We start from the raw sequence: 16,468 nt of genomic DNA, 5'->3' as shown, positions 1-16,468 counted from the left end.
GCCGGAGTTGGTGACGGTGAATCCGAATCTCACGGTGATGATGATCGGTGAGCGCTGCGCCGAACTGATCCGCGGCAAGTAGCGAATGTCCCGTGCCCCTGGCCCCGGTTCGCGATGAACCGGGGCCTGGGCTGGGATTGTATTGCGTAATTAGGCTCAAGGTTACGGCCCAGCTGGTCGCCGATTCCTCGACGGCGTATTCTCACAGGGGTGACCACCGTGAATGAAAATGGCAAGTTAGCTTCCGTCCAACCGTGGACCGAGCCGCTGCTGCCTGCGCTGATCGACTTCCGCCGCGAGCTGCACCGCAACCCAGAACTGTCCTTCGCGGAGCACCAGAGCACCGCGCGAATTCTCGCGGCATTGCGTGCCGCCGGGCTCGAACCGGTGGCCATGGAGCAGACCGGTGCATTCGTCGACGTGGGGATGGGGCCGATCCGGCTCGGGCTGCGCGCGGATATCGACGCGCTGCCGGTGATGGAAGAAACCGGACTGGATTTCGCCTCGCTGACCGACGGGGTGGCCCACGCCTGCGGCCACGACATCCATACCACCGTGATGCTCGGCGTCGCGCTGGCATTGCAGCGGATGGACGAGGCCGGGGCGTTGCACGGGAAAATTCGGGTGATCTTCCAGCCTGCCGAGGAGAAACTGCCCGGCGGCGCGCTGTCGGTGATCGAGCAGGGGATCCTGGATGAGGTGCCACGCGTGCTGGCCCTGCACTGCGATCCGCGGATCGACGTGGGCAAGATCGGTACCCGCATCGGCGCGATCACCTCGGCCAGCGATACCATTCGGATCGAGGTCAACGGCCGCGGCGGGCATACCTCGCGTCCGCATTTGACCGAAGACATCGTCTTCGCAATGAGCCAGATCGCCACCCAGGTCCCGGCGGTGCTCGGGCGCAAGGTCGATGTGCGCTCGGCCGTCTCGGTGGTGTGGGGGCAGATTCATGCCGGCAGCGCCCCGAATGCGATACCCGCTACCGGATACCTGGCCGGAACCATGCGTTGCCTCGATGGCGAGGTCTGGTATGCGGCCGGTGAGCTGCTCGATGCCACGGTCCGCCAGGTGGCAGCCCCCTATGGGGTGGAGATCAAGATGCAGCACACCCGCGGGGTGCCGCCGGTAATCAACGCTCCGAGCGAAACCGCGTTGATCGAAGATGCCGGTCGCCGAGAATTTGGTGCGGCCGCGATCGAATTGACCCCGCAGTCCATGGGCGGAGAAGATTTTGCCTGGATGACGCAGAAGGTGCCGGGGGCAATGTTGCGACTTGGCACCCGCACTCCGGGAGGCAAGACCTACGACCTGCACCGCGGGGACTATAACCCAGATGAACGATGCATCGGCACGGGCGTGCGTTTAATGACCGCCGCGGCGGTGCAGGCCATCGACGAAGCGCTGGCCAACTAGGGGAAACCCAAAAGTTTTTAACACTTCTTTGAAGCATTAACAAATCGTCATCTGACTTGGAGTTTGACGTTAAGCGCTTGCCGTTACGTGTTCGGGAAGTTACCGGTTTGCAATCTTCCACGTCTTTACCTCTGTCGTATCTCCGATAGGCTATGGAAACGATGGGAAAGCTAGTACTTTTGTGCCGCTCGCGAAGGCCATCTTCGTGGGGTTACAGGTTCCTCGCCTCCCGGTAATCTCGCACTTCACTCATGGAGGTTTAGATGCGCTTCGTATCGCGCAAGACCGGTATGGCCGCGGCCATGCTCGGCATTTCTGCTTTGGCATTGAGCGCCTGTGGCGCCGCTCCAGAGGAAACCGGCGGAGCTGCCGGCAACTCTGACTACATTGGCTGCATCGTTTCCGACTCGGGCGGATTCGACGACCAGTCCTTCAACGAATCCTCGCACCGCGGCCTGCTGGCCGCCGCCGACGATATTGGCTTCACCCCGCGCGAGGCGGAGTCGAAGTCGAACGCCGACTTCGCCACCAACCTCACCGGCATGATGAACGCCGGCTGCAATCTGACGGTCACCGTCGGATTCCTGCTCGGCGACGCAACCGCCGAAGCCGCTGCCGCTAACCCGGAGAAGCACTTCGCGATCGTCGACTTCCAGTACGAGGAGCAGATCGAAAACGTCAAGCCGATCATCTATGACACGGCTCAGGCAGCCTACCTGGCCGGCTATGCGGCAGCTGCCGCCTCGGAGACCGGCACCGTTGCCACCTTCGGCGGCGTCAAGATTCCTACCGTCACCATCTTCATGGACGGCTTCGCCGACGGCGTTGACAAGTTCAACGAAGACAAGGGCGAGGACGTCAAGCTGCTGGGCTGGGACAAGAAGAAGCAGGACGGCACGTTCACCGGCGACTTCGAAAAGCAGGACAAGGGCAAGCAGGTGACCAAGAACTTCATCGACAACGGTGCAGACGTGGTCATGCCTGTGGCAGGTCCGGTAGGCAAGGGCGCCGGCGCTGCGGTGCAGGACGCCAACAAGGCCGGCAAGGACGTCAAGCTGGTTTGGGTTGACTCCGACGGCTACGTGACCGCGCCGGACTACAAGGACGTCATGCTCACCTCGGTGGTCAAGACCATGGATAAGGCCGTCGAAGAGGTCATCGTCGCCGATGCCGCAGACAACTTCGATTCGACCCCATATGTCGGAACGCTGGAGAACGAGGGCGTTGCCCTGGCTCCATTCCACGACTTCGACTCCAAGGTTTCCGACGAAACCAAGGCAGAGCTCGAGGCCCTGAAGGCCTCGATTATCTCCGGTGAGCTGAAGGTTGAATCGGCTGCCAGCCCTAAGTAGGGTTTGGCGCACCACAGAATAAGTCATCCGAGCGCGTCACCGCTCACCGCCTGAGCGGTGTGCAGGTGACGCGCTCTATGCCTGCCCACCTGCCAGCAACCGAATAACAAAGATGGTGGAATCGTGAAACTCGAACTACGAGGAATCTCGAAAGCCTTCGGTTCTTTCTACGCCAACAAAGACATCGACCTCGTCGTCGATGATGCCCAGATCCACTGCTTGCTCGGTGAGAACGGCGCGGGAAAGTCCACGCTAATGAACGTGCTCTACGGTCTGTACCAACCGACCGAGGGGCACATCCTGCTCGACGACAAGCCGGTGGCATTCTCCGGCCCCGGCGATGCCATGGCCGCCGGCATCGGCATGGTGCATCAGCACTTCATGCTGATCCCGGTGTTCACCGTCGCCGAGAACATCGCCCTGGGCGCCGAAGCCACCAAGGCCGGCGGCGTGCTGGACCTGCAGGTCACGCGCAAGAAGGTCCGCGAAATCTCCGATCGCTATGGGTTCAACGTCGACCCGGACGCGGTCGTCGAGGATTTGCCCGTCGGCGTGCAGCAGCGCGTGGAAATCATCAAGGCGCTGGTCCGCGAGGCGAAGGTGCTCATCCTCGATGAGCCAACCGCGGTGCTGACCCCGCAGGAAACCGACGAGCTGCTGGATATCATGCGCCAGCTCAAGGCCAACGGCACCTCGATCGTGTTCATCTCGCATAAGCTGCGCGAGGTGCGCGCGGTCTCCGATGTGATCACCGTGGTCCGCCGCGGCCTGGTCGTCGATTCGGTCGCCCCCGAAACCTCCACCACCGAGCTGGCCAACCTGATGGTCGGACGCGCCGTGCAGCTGAATCTGGACAAGGAAGCGGGCACCCCGGGGGAGGCCAGTCTCGCGGTGCGCGAGCTGAGCGTCATCAACCCGGCCGGCACCACCACCTTGGACCGGGTCTCCTTCGACATCCATAAGGGCGAGATCCTCGCCGTGGCCGGGGTGCAAGGCAACGGGCAAACCGAACTGACCGAGGCGATCCTCGGCACCCAGCCGGTGAATGCCGGATCGATCAAGCTCGACGGGCAGGAACTGGTCGGCCAATCGGTCAAGGCGGTGCTGCGCTCTGGCGTGGGATTTGTCCCCGAGGACCGCTCGGTGCACGGGCTGGTCACCCAGTTCTCCATCGAAGAGAACCTGATCCTGGACCTGTACGACCGAAAGCCCTTCGGCAAGGGGATTTCGATGAATCTGGAGGCGATGAAGAAGAACGCGACCAAGCAGATCGCCGACTTCGACGTGCGCACCGACAACCCGCTGAACCCGGCGTCCAGCCTTTCGGGCGGCAACCAGCAGAAGGTGGTGATGGCCCGCGAGCTGAGCCGCGATTTGAAGCTGTTCATCGCCTCGCAGCCCACCCGCGGCGTGGATGTGGGCTCCATCGAGTTCCTGCACCGGCGCATCGTCGCCGAACGCGACAAGGGCACCCCGGTGCTGATCGTATCCACCGAGCTGGACGAGGTGATGGAGCTGGCGGACCGGATCGCGGTGCTCTACAAGGGCAAGATCAACGGCATCGTGCCGGGGGACACCTCCCGCGAGGTGCTCGGCCTGATGATGGCCGGAGTCTCCCAGGAGGATGCGACCAGCCAGGCCGGGCACGTGAAGGCGGATGCCGAACCCGTCGAGGCGACCCCGGTGCCGGTGGAAACCAAGCAGCCCGGCCAAGCAGCGCCGGGCGAAAGCAACGCAGCGGAAGGAGAAGCGCAGTGAGCGAGAACCCCATCGGCGAGATGCCGACCGCCGAGAAGCCGGCAGCGCAGCCCGATGGCGGGCGGGCGAACAACGAGCTCTTCCGCAAGATCACCCAGGGCCCGGGCATCGTCTCGCTGCTCGGCGTGATCGTCGCCCTGGTCATCGGCGGCCTGCTGGTAGCGGTCACCGACAAGAAGGTCATCGAGACCTCCAGCTACATCTTCGCCCGACCCAGCGATTTCTTCTCCCAGCTGTGGCGCGCGGGAACCGAAAGCTACGTGGCGCTGTTCAACGGCTCCATCTACAACTCCGCACGGGGCTTCTCCCCGTTCCTGGAGACCCTGACGGTCTCCACCCCGCTGATCTGCGCTGGCCTGGGCGTTGCCCTGGCCTTCCGCGCGGGCATGTTCAACATCGGTGCCCAGGGGCAGATCATCATCGGGGCCACGATGGCCGGCTATGTCGGGTTCGCCTGGCACCTGCCGCTGGTGCTGCACCTGCTGCTGGTGATCATCTTCGGGCTGCTCGGCGGCGCGCTGTGGGGCGGGTTGGTGGGCCTGCTCAAGGCCCGCACCGGCGCGCACGAGGTGATCTTGACGATCATGTTCAACTACGTGGCGCTGTACCTGCTGGACTTCTTGATGAACACCACCGCCTTCCGCCGTCCCGGCGAGACGAACCCGATCTCCCCGATCCTCGACGCCAACGCGACCTTCCCGGCGATGCCCGGTTCCCGGTTGCACCTGGGGTTCGTCATGGCGATCGGGCTGACGGTGCTGGTGGCCTGGATGCTCAAGCGCTCCACCCTCGGCTTCGAATTCCGCGCGGTAGGGCATAACCCGCAGGCCGCACGGACCGCCGGGGTGAACGTCGCACGGACCACCATGCTGGCGATGGCCTTCGCCGGCGCGCTGGCCGGTGCCGCCGGCGTCGCCCAGGTGGCCGGCACCGAGAAGGTGCTCACCGCCGGTGTGGCCGGCTCGCTCGGCTTCGACGCGATCACCGTGGCGCTGCTGGGCCGCTCCACCCCGTGGGGGACCTTCTTCGCCGGACTGCTGTTCGGCGCCTTCCGCGCCGGTGCGGTCAATATGCAGATCTCCACCGGCACCCCAATCGACATCGTGCTCGTGGTGCAGTCGCTGATCGTGCTGTTCATCGCCGCTCCGCCGCTGGTGAAATCGATCTTCGGCATGAACCCCAAGCGACGCGCGCGCGTCGCCGAAACCACCAAGGCAGGTGCCAAGTGACCACCATGACGACTCAAGGCCTGCAACCGTCGATCACGCTGTTGCCGAGCAAGAAAACCCCAATCGTGCTCAGCGTCATCGCACTGATCACGCTGATCAGCTTCGGCTTCCTAGGCAGCAGCCAGGCGGCGCACTTCTCGCTGAGCACCGCCACCGACGCGTTCACGATTCCGGACCTGGTCTTCCCGGGCATGGCCACGAATATCGTCTTCGGGGTGCTGCTGGTGGCCCTGGCGGCCTATTCCTGGAGGCTGCGCGCCAAGGGGCAGGCCCTGCCGACCTGGGCGGTGGTGATCGCCGCGGTGCTCTTCGTCCTGGGCTTCCTGATCTGGGTGGTCTCCGGGGCGAATATCAACAGCATTTCGCTGGCCAGCCTGCTGGCCGGCGCGGTGGTGCTCGCGGTGCCGCTGGTCTTCGGTTCGCTCTCCGGAGTGCTCTGCGAACGTGCCGGCGTGGTCAACATCGCCATCGAGGGCCAGCTGCTCGGTGGCGCGTTCACCGCGGCGATCGTCGCCTCGGTGACCAAAAACGCCTTCGCCGGGCTGATCGCCGCGGGCATCGCCGGCGCGCTGGTTTCCCTGGTGCTCGCGGTCTTCGCAATCAAGTACCTGGTCAACCAGATCATCGTCGGCGTGGTGCTCAACGTGCTGGTCTCGGGCATCACCGGGTTCCTCTTCACCACGGTGATGCAGGAAGATCCGGAACTGTTCAACTCGCCGGCCCACCTGCCGATCATCGCGATCCCCGGGTTGAGCGCCATCCCGGTGATCGGCCCGATCCTGTTCAAGCAGTCGCTGATCGGCTACCTGATGTACGTGGCGGTCTTCCTGGTCTGGTTCGGCCTGTTCAAAACCCGTTGGGGGCTGCGCGTGCGTGCGGTGGGCGAACACCCGAAGGCCGCGGACACCCTGGGCATCAAGGTCAACGCCACCCGCTTCTGGAACGTCACCCTCGGCGGCATCGTCGCCGGCATCGGCGGCTCGTTCTTCACCCTGGTGGCGATCGATTCCTTCACCAAGGAGATTTCCGGCGGCCGCGGCTTCATCGCGCTGGCCGCGGTGATCTTCGGACGCTGGAACCCGATCGGAGCCTTCGCCGCCGCGCTGCTCTTCGGCTTCGCGGATAACCTGCAGGTGATCTTGACGATTATCGGCACACCGGTGCCAAGCCAGTTCATGGCGATGATGCCGTATCTGGTCACGATCTTCGCCGTCGCCGGACTGGTGGGCCGCTCGCGTGGCCCGGCGGCCGTCGGCGAACCGTATGTGAAGGAATGACAATCCCCATGGAAAACAACACCGCGCCGTGGTCGCAGCTCGAAGCTGCGGCCGCGGCGGCGCTGTCCACGGCCTATGCACCCTACTCGAAGTTCCGGGTGGGCGCCGCGGCGCAAACCACCGATGGGCGAATCGTCTCGGGGTGCAATATCGAAAACGCCGCCTACGGGGTGACCCTGTGCGCCGAGTGCGCCATGGTCGGCGAAATGTTCGCCACCGGCGGCGGCCAGCTGGCGTACTTTGTCTGTTTCGGCCAGCTGGAGGCGGGCAAGGTCGAACTGATCACCCCCTGCGGGCGCTGCCGCCAACTGCTCTTCGAGCACCGGGGTGCCGACATGCTGATCAAAACCGATACCGGCATCCTCACCATGGAACAGCTGCTGCCCTACGCCTTTGGCCCGAACGATATTGCCTTGTGACCCGCGCGCTTTTGCGTAGCGAAGTCACCTCCGAGAAATTGACGAGTAAGGAACCAGATTATGGCTGCCGAAAAATTTAGTGCCGTCGATATCATCCGCACCAAACGCGATGGCGGGGAACTCAGCGGCGAGATGATCGACTGGACCATCGAGGCGTACACCCGCGGCGCCATCGCCGAAGAGCAGATGTCCGCGCTGAATATGGCAATCTTCTTCCGCGGCATGAACCGTTCGGAAATTTCGCGCTGGACCCACGCGATGATCAACTCGGGCGAACGCATGGACTTCTCCGGGTTGACCGATGCCAACGGCAAGAGGCTGGCCACCACCGACAAGCACTCCACCGGCGGGGTGGGGGATAAGATCACGCTGCCGCTGGCACCGCTGGTCGCCAGCTTCGGGGTGGCCGTCCCGCAGCTCTCCGGCCGCGGCCTGGGCCACACCGGAGGCACCCTGGATAAGCTCGAAGCCATTCCGGGGTGGCGTGCGGCATTGACCAACGAGGAGATGTTCGCCCAGCTTTCGGGTGCCGGCGCGGTGATCTGCGCCGCGGGCACCGGGCTGGCCCCGGCGGATAAGAAGCTGTACGCGCTGCGGGATGTGACCGCCACCGTGGACTCGCTGCCGCTGATCGCCTCCTCGATTATGAGCAAGAAGATCGCCGAAGGCACCGGCACGCTGATCCTGGATGTGAAGGTCGGTTCCGGCGCCTTCATGAAGGACGAGGCGATGGCCCGCGAGCTCGCCGAAACCATGGTCTACCTGGGCACCGATTCCGGGGTGAATACCGTCGCCTTGCTGACGAATATGGACACCCCGCTCGGGTTGACCGCCGGCAATGCGATCGAGGTCGAGGAATCCGTTGAGGTGCTCGCCGGCGGCGGGCCGGAGGACGTGGTCGAGCTGACCGTGGCCTTGGCCACCGAGATGCTCGCCGGTGCCGGGATCAAGGGCGTTGACGTGCGCGCCGCGCTGGGCAACGGCCAGGCGATGGACCGCTGGCGGCAGATGATCATCGCCCAGGGCGGCGACCCGGACGCGAAGCTTCCGGTGGCCACCGAATCGCATACCGTCTACGCGCCGGCCGAGGGCGCGCTGCTGAAGCTCGACGCGATGGATATCGGCTTGGCGGCGTGGTTCCTGGGCGCGGGGCGTGCCCGCAAGGAGGATTCGGTGCAGGCAGGTGCCGGTGTGCGCTTGCATGTGAAGCCCGGCGCCTTGGTGCGCCGCGGGCAGCCGATCGCGACGCTGCTGACCGATACCCCGCAGAAGCTGCCGCGCGCCATCGAACTGGTGGAAAAGTCGATCCTGATCGGTTCGGATACCGACCGGGCGGACACCCGCCTGATCTTCGATCGGATTGCCGCGAAGTAGCCGAACTTCCGCGAGCGCGCCGGAATCCCTGCAGCGCGAAGCGGCACCTGACCCACGCCGTGGTCGGGTGCCGCTGTCGTTTTTCGCGGTGGTCGTGAACCGCTGCTCCGCGCGCGGCTCTAGCTCCCGGCAAACTCCCGGGAACCGGAAGGCGGTGTTCAATCGTTGGACAGATGTCTCCACCCGTGGGTGTGGATGGATAAAATTCATTATGCGACGACGGTCGGATGCATCGGTGCGAGTTCTCGAGTGAGAATGTAATCACGGCGCGTCAGGCGCAAGCCCGGGGGAAGAAGCAGAGATTAATGGAACTGGTCAACGAGGCGATCACGCAGGCAGCAAGCGCATGGTGGGTGCTGCCGCTGTTGTTTCTGTTCTGCATGATCGATGCGTTTTTTCCGATCGTGCCCTCCGAGTCCTTCCTGGTCTCGCTGGCCGCCGTGGGCGTGAACACCGGGTCGCCCAACCTGGTATTGATTGCAGTGCTTGGCATTTCCGGGGCCATCGTGGGGGACCAGATCACCTTCCTGATCGGCCGCAAGCTCGGGGCGCGCGGCTTCGCGTGGATGCGCGGAAAGCGGGCGCAACGCGTGCTGAATTTTTCCGCGCGCAAGCTCCAGACCTCAGGGGCGCTGCTGATTTTCACCGCACGCTATATCCCCGTGGGCCGCGTCGCGGTGAATTTGACGGCGGGCGCCACGGGCTTCAGCCACCGCCGCTTTACCCTCTTCGACATCATCGGCTGCGTCACCTGGGGCGCCTATTCGGTGGGCATCGGAGCGTTGGCGGGCAATTGGCTGGCGCATAACAAACTGCTGGGAATCATCGTCTCGGTGGTGCTCGCGGTGCTGCTGGGCTACCTCATCGACCTGTTGGTCAATCGGGTGTTTGCCCGGTACAAGCGGCGCACGCAGAACGGCGCAGCGGCCGAAACCTCCGGGGCGCTGGAGCTGGTCCCGCCCGAGCGCGAACAGGGTTAACCCGCCGGCTTGACGATGGTCACATAGCGGCTCGCAGATCTTTACCCAGCAGAACTATCTGTGCGGAGGAATTGCGACTAGGCTCGACCTGTGACTGAAGAAATGATTCATCTTGCCTATGATCCCGAGTTCGACTTCCGGGATCTGCCCAAAGTTTCGCTGCATGACCACCTTGACGGTGGCTTGCGCCCGCAAACCATCATCGACTTGGCAGCGGAGGTCGGCCACGAGCTGCCGGCCACCGACGCCGAAGCCTTGGGTGAATGGTTCCGTGAATCGGCCGACTCCGGTTCGCTGCCACGCTACCTGGAAACCTTTGACCACACCCTGGCCGTAATGCAGACCCGCGATGCGCTGATCCGCGTGGCTCGCGAATTCGTCGAAGACCTCGCGGCCGACGGCGTGATCTACGGCGAGGTGCGCTACGCACCCGAGCAGCACCTGCGCGAGGGGCTGAGCCTGGACGACGTCGTCGACGCCGTGCAGGAAGGGCTGGATCAGGCCTGCGAGACGCTGAACAACGAGGGCCACCCGATTCAGGTTGGCCAGCTGCTCTCCGCCATGCGCCAAGCAGACCGCGGCCTGGAGATCGCCCAGCTGGCCTTGCGCCACCGCGGACGGGGCGTGGTCGGATTCGACATCGCCGGCCCCGAGGATGGGTTCCCGCCTTCGCGCATGAAGGACGCCTTCGACCTGCTGGCCGAGAATCTCTTCCCCGCCACCGTGCACGCAGGCGAGGCCGCCGGGCTGGACTCGATCAAGGATGCAATCCTGGTCGGCCGCGCCACCCGCTTGGGCCACGGCGTACGCGTCGCGGAAGATATCGAAATCGAGTTCGGCGGCGTGGACGACGACGGGGAAACCCTGGACCAGGACACCGGACTGGTTTCCTTGGGCCCGGTAGCCAACTGGGTGCGCGAACGCGGCATTCCGCTGGAAATCTGCCCGTCCTCGAACCTGCAGACCGGCGCCACCGCCGGATTCGGCGAGGGAATCGAATCCCACCCGATCGACCTGCTGGTGCAGACCGGGTTCAACGTCACCATCTCCCCGGACAACCGGCTGATGAGCGGCACGGGCCTGTCCGATGAATTCGAATTGCTGGTCGAGGCCTTCGACTACGATCTCGAAGACCTGCTGGATCTGACGCTGAACGCCGCCGAGGCGGCCTTCGTGCCGCTGGAAATGCGTGAACTGCTGGTCGAATACATCAACGACTACTACGCCGACCTGCTCGACGAAGACGACGATGAGGACGACGACGAGGATTACGAAGAGATCTAGTTCTCGACGCAATCATTCGCGCAAGGGCCACCGAACCGGTGGCCCTTGCGACGTTTAACCCTGCCCGAGGCAGGGTGGCGGGAGCCGAAATCGATGCACTATGCTCGAATTTGTGGGCAAAATCTTTGAGGGCATAGACGAGAACCTGAAGACCTGGATTCAACGGCAGCCGATGTGGTTCGTGGCCACCGCGCCGCTATCGGACCAAGGGCATGTGAACATCTCCCCGCGCGGGCATGACTCCTTTTCGGTGCTGGGCCCGAACCAGGTGGCCTGGGTGGACTACACCGGCAGCGGGGTGGAAACCATCGCGCATATCCGGGAAAACGCCCGGGTGTGCCTGATGTTCAATTCCTTCGACGACCGGCCACGCATCGTGCGCCTGCACGGGCGCGGGGCGGTTCACCTGCCGGGCGAGGAAATCTTCGAGAAGGTTGTTGCCTTGCACCCGGAGCATCCAAGCACCCGCGCGGTGATTTCGGTTCAGCTCACCCGGATCAGCGACTCCTGCGGTTGGGGAGTACCGGTGATGGAGCTCGCCGGGGAACGGGAGCTGCTGCGCCTGCAGGCCGAGAAAAAAGGCGCCGCGGGCATGGAAGAGTACCGCACGCAGAAGAATTCGCTGAGCATCGATGGTCTGCCCGGGCTGCCCGCATCCATGTGATTAGCTTGTAGGCATGCAAAGCGAGAGCGAATTAGACCGGCTGATCTGGATCGTCGGGACCTTGCGGGAGCGCTGCGCCTGGACCGGCGCGTTGACCCATGAGTCCCTGCGCACCTACCTGATCGAGGAATCCTATGAGGTGCTCGACGCGATTGGCGCGCAGGATGCGCAGCTATTGTGCGAGGAGCTCGGGGACTTGCTCTTCCAGATCCTGCTCCATGCGCGGATCGCCGAGGAACGGGAGCACTTCGGCCTGCAGGAGGTGGCCAAGGCGTTGGCCGACAAGCTGCAACGCCGCAACCGGCATGTCTTCGATGCCCAGGGTGGGCTCGAACCGGTGATCACCACGGACATCGCTGAGATCATCCGGATTTGGGATGCGGCCAAGCAGTCCGAACGCGCCGGGGCGCCGCGGCGTAAGAATGCCGGGCTTCCCGCCGGTCTTCCCTCGCTGGCGCTGGCGCAAAAGCTGCTGGACCGGCACCGGCGTGCGGGGGCCGCGAAACTGCCGGAGCCCACCCGCGAAATCCGGGGGCGGGTGCATGACGCGCAGAGCCTTAGTTCCGAACTGCTGGCCCTCTCGGCGCGGGCCGAGGAGCTTGGCTTGGATGCCGAAACGGTGCTGCGCGACGCGCTGGCGAAAAATTATGCTGGAACGAAGCGCGAAACAACGTCGCCCTAACAAGGGGTGAAGCGCTAGGCTAGGGAACAGGCAATGGTGCCAACGGTCGATCGGACCGCTGGATCGACCAGCCCTTAGACAACCCCTTTATACAAGGAGTCCTTACTCATGGCATTGATTGACGCCATTCACGCGCGCGAAATTCTTGATTCCCGCGGAAATCCGACCGTTGAGGTCGAGGTCCTACTTACCGATGGTGCCCATGGCCGCGCCGCGGTTCCATCCGGTGCTTCCACCGGCCAGTTCGAAGCCGCGGAACGTCGCGACGGAGACAAGAAGCGCTACCTCGGCAAGGGCGTCTTGGGCGCCGTTGGGTCGGTAATCGAAGAGATCGCCGATGAGTTGGAGGGCCTGGACGCCACAGACCAGCGCTCCATCGACCAGGCGATGATCGAGTTGGACGGCACCGCCAACAAGTCGAAGCTCGGCGCCAACGCCATCTTGGGCGTTTCCCTGGCCGTGGCCAACGCCGCGGCCGCCAGCGCCAACCTGCCACTGTTCAAGTACCTGGGCGGCCCAAACGCCCACGTGCTGCCGGTGCCATTGATGAACATCCTCAACGGCGGCTCGCACGCCGACTCCGATGTGGACATCCAGGAATTCATGATCGCTCCGCTGGGCGCCGATACCTTCTCCGAAGGCCTGCGCTGGGGCGTCGAGGTCTACCACAACCTCAAGTCGGTACTGCAGGAAAAGAAGCTGTCCACCGGGCTGGGCGACGAGGGCGGCTTCGCGCCGAACCTGCCAAGCAACCGCGCCGCACTGGAACTGATCACCGAAGCCATCAAGCGCGCCGGCTACACCCCGGGCAAGGACATTGCCCTGGCGCTGGACGTGGCCTCCTCGGAGTTCTACGAGAACGGCGCCTACCAGTTCGAAGGCGAAGCGCGCAGCGCACAGCAGATGAGCGATTACTACGCCTCGCTGGTTGCCGACTTCCCGCTGGTATCCATCGAGGATCCGCTGGATGAGAACGACTGGGAAGGGTGGAAGACCCTGACCGACAACATCGGCGACAAGGTGCAGCTGGTCGGCGATGACCTCTTCGTCACCAACCCGGAACGCCTGGCTCAGGGCATCAAGACCAATACGGCGAACTCGCTGCTGGTCAAGGTGAACCAGATCGGCACCCTCACCGAGACCCTGGACGCCATCTCGATGGCCCAGCGTGCCGGCTACACCACCATCACCTCGCACCGTTCGGGCGAGACCGAAGATGTCACCATCGCCGAGATCTGCGTGGCCACCAACGCCGGCCAGATCAAGACCGGTGCCCCGGCCCGAAGCGAGCGCGTAGCAAAGTACAACCAGCTGCTGCGCATCGAAGAGGACCTGGGCGAGGCAGCAGTTTACGCAGGAACCAGTGCGTTCCCGCGTTTCAACAGCTAATCTTCAGATAAAACGAATAAGCTCGTCGGTAGTTGGATACCGACGGGCTTATCGTTATTTAATGGAGATACCGTTGGAAGTACGAGTTTGAATGGGGGAGTATGGCGCAGCGACCACCGCGCATGCCGCGACGAAACACCCCAGCAAGCACCGGGAAACCGGAAGCTGACTCCGGTGAGCGTAGCGAAATAGACGAAGCACCGGAAGCCGGCGCGCGCAGTGAAACCAGTGGGGCCCACCAGGCGGAGCCAGCCACCGACGCGTTGCACGTGGTACCCAGCGCGAAAAGGAATGCTCCGGCGGCGCGCAGGGCGCGGACGGCTCCATCCCCGGAACGCAAAACAGCTGGCACCGGTTCTTCTGGCGCGCCCGCGGCGCCGCGGCCAGCCAAGCCCGCCGCGGGGAAACCGAAGGCGCCGCTGCGCGAACGTGCCAAGGAGAAGCAGAGCGAACGCCGCCGCGATGACCGGGTGAAGTTCTCCGCCGCAGTCCGCCGCAAGCCGGGGGAGAAGGCCGAGGCCCACAGCCAGCCGCCAGCCGGCGAACCGGTGGCGGCCCATCGCTTCTCCGGACGCGTGGCCGCACTGCTGGTAGTGCTCGCGTTCTTCGCCGTGATGCTGGTGCCCACGGTGAACTTCTACCGCACCCAAATGACCGAAATCAACGAACTGCGTGCCTCGATCAGCGCGAAGGAGCAGCAGCGCGACGATCTGAAGGCCGAGATCGCACGTTGGGACGACCCGCTGTATATCAAGCAGCAGGCCCGCGAACGGATAAACTTGGTGATGCCGGGCGAAAAGCTGTACAAGGTGGTGGGCGAACTTCCAGCTGAGGAAGAAGTCCAAACAAGCAATGGCAGCACCTATGAGGTGCGCGCCGATCTTCCATGGGTTGATGCGCTGCTCGATTCGGTGCATCGCTCGGCGACCGACTGATAACTTACCGGCTCCCTGCACCAGGGACGAACCACACGACGCGAAAAGACGATAACTTGACTGATAAGCCAATCCGCGAAGCCCTCGATGCCGCCGGACGTGTTCCCAGCGAGCAGGACCTGGATACGCTCAGCCGCCAGCTGAACCGTCCGGTACGCGATGTGGTGGAGATCGGTGCACGCTGCGTGTGCGGCAATCCGCTGGTGGCGACCACCGCCCCGCGGCTTTCCAGCGGCATCCCCTTCCCGACCACCTACTACCTGGCGCATCCGGTCATCACCGCCGCGGTGTCCCGGCTGGAAGCCGCCGGGCTGATGGGCGCCATGAACGATCGCTTGGGCGAGGATTCGCAGCTGGCCGCCGACTATGTGTCGGCGCACGAGTCCTATCTGGCGAACCGCGAGGCGATCGGCGAGCGTTCGGGCACCGGGGCGGTCCCGGAGATCGACGGCGTCTCGGCCGGCGGCATGCCGAGCCGGGTGAAGTGCCTGCATGTGCTCGTGGGGCATTCGCTGGCGGCCGGCGAGGGCGTGAACCCGCTGGGTGACGAGGCCATCGCGGGGATCGCGGAATGGTGGACCAAGGACAAATGCTTCTGCGAAGGCGCCTGGGATACCACCGGCGAGGCTCCGAGCCTGGATCGATCGCGCCATGTGAAGACCCAAGAGCGGGTTGACCCGGCGGTGAAACGCGCCGAGCGCGCACGCAAGCGTGCCGAGCGCGAAGCCACCGAAGCGGATCAAGCCTGATGCGCGTAGCGGGAATCGACTGCGGGACGAACTCCATCCGCCTGCTGATTGCGGATGCCACCGTTGAGTCCGACGGCGTGCAGCTGCGTGACGTCGTGCGCACCATGCGCGTGGTTCGGCTGGGCCAGGACGTGGACGCCACCGGCGGGTTCGCTCCCGAAGCTTTGGAACGTACCTTCGCCGCGGTGCGCGAGTACAAGGCATTGTGCGATGAGCATTCAGTCCAGCAGATCCGTTTTGCGGCGACCAGCGCGGCGCGTGATGCCTCGAACCGCGAGGTCTTCCTGTCCACCGTCACCGGCATCCTGGGCGTGAGCCCCGAGGTGATCACCGGAGATGAAGAAGCGAGCCTGTCCTTTACCGGCGCGGCCTCGGTGCGCCACGCCAAGGACGGCCAGCTGCTGGTCATTGATCTTGGCGGCGGTTCCACCGAATTTGTCCTCGGCGACGATTCCGGACCGCTGGCCGCGGCCTCGCTGGATATGGGTTGCGTGCGGGTGACCGAACGCTTTGCCGACCGCGACGGGGCGATCGAGTTCATCGATGACACGCTGGCCACGCTGGACGGCCGAGTCGATGTGTCCCAGGTGGATACGGTGATCGTGGTGGCCGGTACCTTTACCACCCTCACCGCGCAGGCGCTGAAGTTGAGCGCCTATGATTCGGCAGCCATCCACGGCGCCCAGCTTTCTTTCCCGCAGATGCGCCGAGCCACCGGTGAAATGCTCTCCTATAGCCGTGCGGAACGCGAAGCGTTGGGCTTCATACATCCGGGACGCGTGGATGTGATTCAGGCCGGCGCGTTGATCGTGGAACGCATTCTGGGTTACCTCGAACGAACCAGCCAAAACCGTCCGATGACGTTGATCGCCTCGGAGCACGATATTCTCGATGGAATCACGGCCTCGGCCGCGCGTAACTAGCCAACTGCAGTTCTAGCCCTACTGGCCCGGCATGCCG

The 16,468-nt window shown here is 64.2% G+C and carries 15 protein-coding genes; all 15 read left to right on the top strand.

The genetic code is table 11. From position 1 onward, the window contains the following. The first annotated feature begins 219 nt into the window (after positions 1-219). The 15 genes from CQ017_RS12170 (at position 220) to CQ017_RS12100 (ending at position 16,431) form a co-directional block, all read left to right on the top strand. A complete protein-coding gene (locus CQ017_RS12170; RefSeq protein WP_105553939.1) occupies positions 220-1,416 on the top strand; it encodes an amidohydrolase in 1,197 nt (398 codons plus the stop codon). A gap of 263 nt (positions 1,417-1,679) precedes the next feature. Further along, on the top strand, positions 1,680-2,768 hold the full coding sequence (locus tag CQ017_RS12165) for a BMP family protein (RefSeq protein WP_105553919.1): 1,089 nt from the start codon (positions 1,680-1,682) through the stop codon (positions 2,766-2,768). A 123-nt stretch (positions 2,769-2,891) separates the two neighbouring features. After that, positions 2,892-4,526 carry an ABC transporter ATP-binding protein gene (locus CQ017_RS12160; RefSeq protein ID WP_105553918.1) on the top strand — a complete coding sequence of 545 codons (1,635 nt, stop codon included), beginning with the start codon at positions 2,892-2,894 and terminating at the stop codon, positions 4,524-4,526. Continuing rightward, positions 4,523-5,755, top strand: a complete 1,233-nt coding sequence (locus CQ017_RS12155) for an ABC transporter permease (protein ID WP_374954995.1) — start codon at positions 4,523-4,525, stop codon at positions 5,753-5,755. The genes CQ017_RS12160 and CQ017_RS12155 overlap by 4 nt, the downstream gene beginning before the upstream one ends. A gap of 5 nt (positions 5,756-5,760) precedes the next feature. Further along, positions 5,761-7,032, top strand: a complete 1,272-nt coding sequence (locus CQ017_RS12150) for an ABC transporter permease (protein WP_096287811.1) — start codon at positions 5,761-5,763, stop codon at positions 7,030-7,032. Between the two features lie 8 nt (positions 7,033-7,040). Further along, positions 7,041-7,451 carry a cytidine deaminase gene (locus tag CQ017_RS12145; RefSeq protein WP_096287755.1) on the top strand — a complete coding sequence of 137 codons (411 nt, stop codon included), beginning with the start codon at positions 7,041-7,043 and terminating at the stop codon, positions 7,449-7,451. Positions 7,452-7,511: 60 nt separating this feature from the next. Further along, positions 7,512-8,825 carry a thymidine phosphorylase gene (locus CQ017_RS12140; RefSeq protein WP_096287753.1) on the top strand — a complete coding sequence of 438 codons (1,314 nt, stop codon included), beginning with the start codon at positions 7,512-7,514 and terminating at the stop codon, positions 8,823-8,825. 305 nt (positions 8,826-9,130) lie between these two features. Beyond that, positions 9,131-9,805 (top strand): DedA family protein, encoded by a 675-nt coding sequence (locus tag CQ017_RS12135; RefSeq protein ID WP_105553917.1) that lies wholly within the window; start codon positions 9,131-9,133, stop codon positions 9,803-9,805. A 102-nt stretch (positions 9,806-9,907) separates the two neighbouring features. After that, positions 9,908-11,089, top strand: a complete 1,182-nt coding sequence (locus CQ017_RS12130; protein WP_374954812.1) for an adenosine deaminase — start codon at positions 9,908-9,910, stop codon at positions 11,087-11,089. A 112-nt stretch (positions 11,090-11,201) separates the two neighbouring features. Then, on the top strand, positions 11,202-11,753 hold the full coding sequence (locus tag CQ017_RS12125) for a pyridoxamine 5'-phosphate oxidase family protein (RefSeq protein ID WP_096287809.1): 552 nt from the start codon (positions 11,202-11,204) through the stop codon (positions 11,751-11,753). Between the two features lie 13 nt (positions 11,754-11,766). After that, complete coding sequence (locus tag CQ017_RS12120) at positions 11,767-12,435, top strand: MazG nucleotide pyrophosphohydrolase domain-containing protein (RefSeq protein WP_105553915.1); 669 nt, start codon at positions 11,767-11,769, stop codon at positions 12,433-12,435. A gap of 108 nt (positions 12,436-12,543) precedes the next feature. Next, positions 12,544-13,824 carry a phosphopyruvate hydratase gene (eno, locus tag CQ017_RS12115; RefSeq protein ID WP_105553914.1) on the top strand — a complete coding sequence of 427 codons (1,281 nt, stop codon included), beginning with the start codon at positions 12,544-12,546 and terminating at the stop codon, positions 13,822-13,824. A gap of 101 nt (positions 13,825-13,925) precedes the next feature. Then, on the top strand, positions 13,926-14,759 hold the full coding sequence (locus CQ017_RS12110; RefSeq protein ID WP_105553913.1) for a septum formation initiator family protein: 834 nt from the start codon (positions 13,926-13,928) through the stop codon (positions 14,757-14,759). Between the two features lie 56 nt (positions 14,760-14,815). Then, positions 14,816-15,508 (top strand): DUF501 domain-containing protein, encoded by a 693-nt coding sequence (locus tag CQ017_RS12105; RefSeq protein WP_105553912.1) that lies wholly within the window; start codon positions 14,816-14,818, stop codon positions 15,506-15,508. After that, positions 15,505-16,431, top strand: a complete 927-nt coding sequence (locus tag CQ017_RS12100; protein ID WP_105553911.1) for a Ppx/GppA phosphatase family protein — start codon at positions 15,505-15,507, stop codon at positions 16,429-16,431. The genes CQ017_RS12105 and CQ017_RS12100 overlap by 4 nt, the downstream gene beginning before the upstream one ends. Positions 16,432-16,468: the final 37 nt, after the last annotated feature.

The sequence above is a fragment of the Arthrobacter sp. MYb224 genome (genome assembly GCF_002975455.1).
Lineage (GTDB): Bacteria > Actinomycetota > Actinomycetes > Actinomycetales > Micrococcaceae > Glutamicibacter.
The sequence above is the reverse complement of the archived record's forward strand: the minus strand, read 5'-3'. Positions and strand labels throughout refer to the sequence as shown.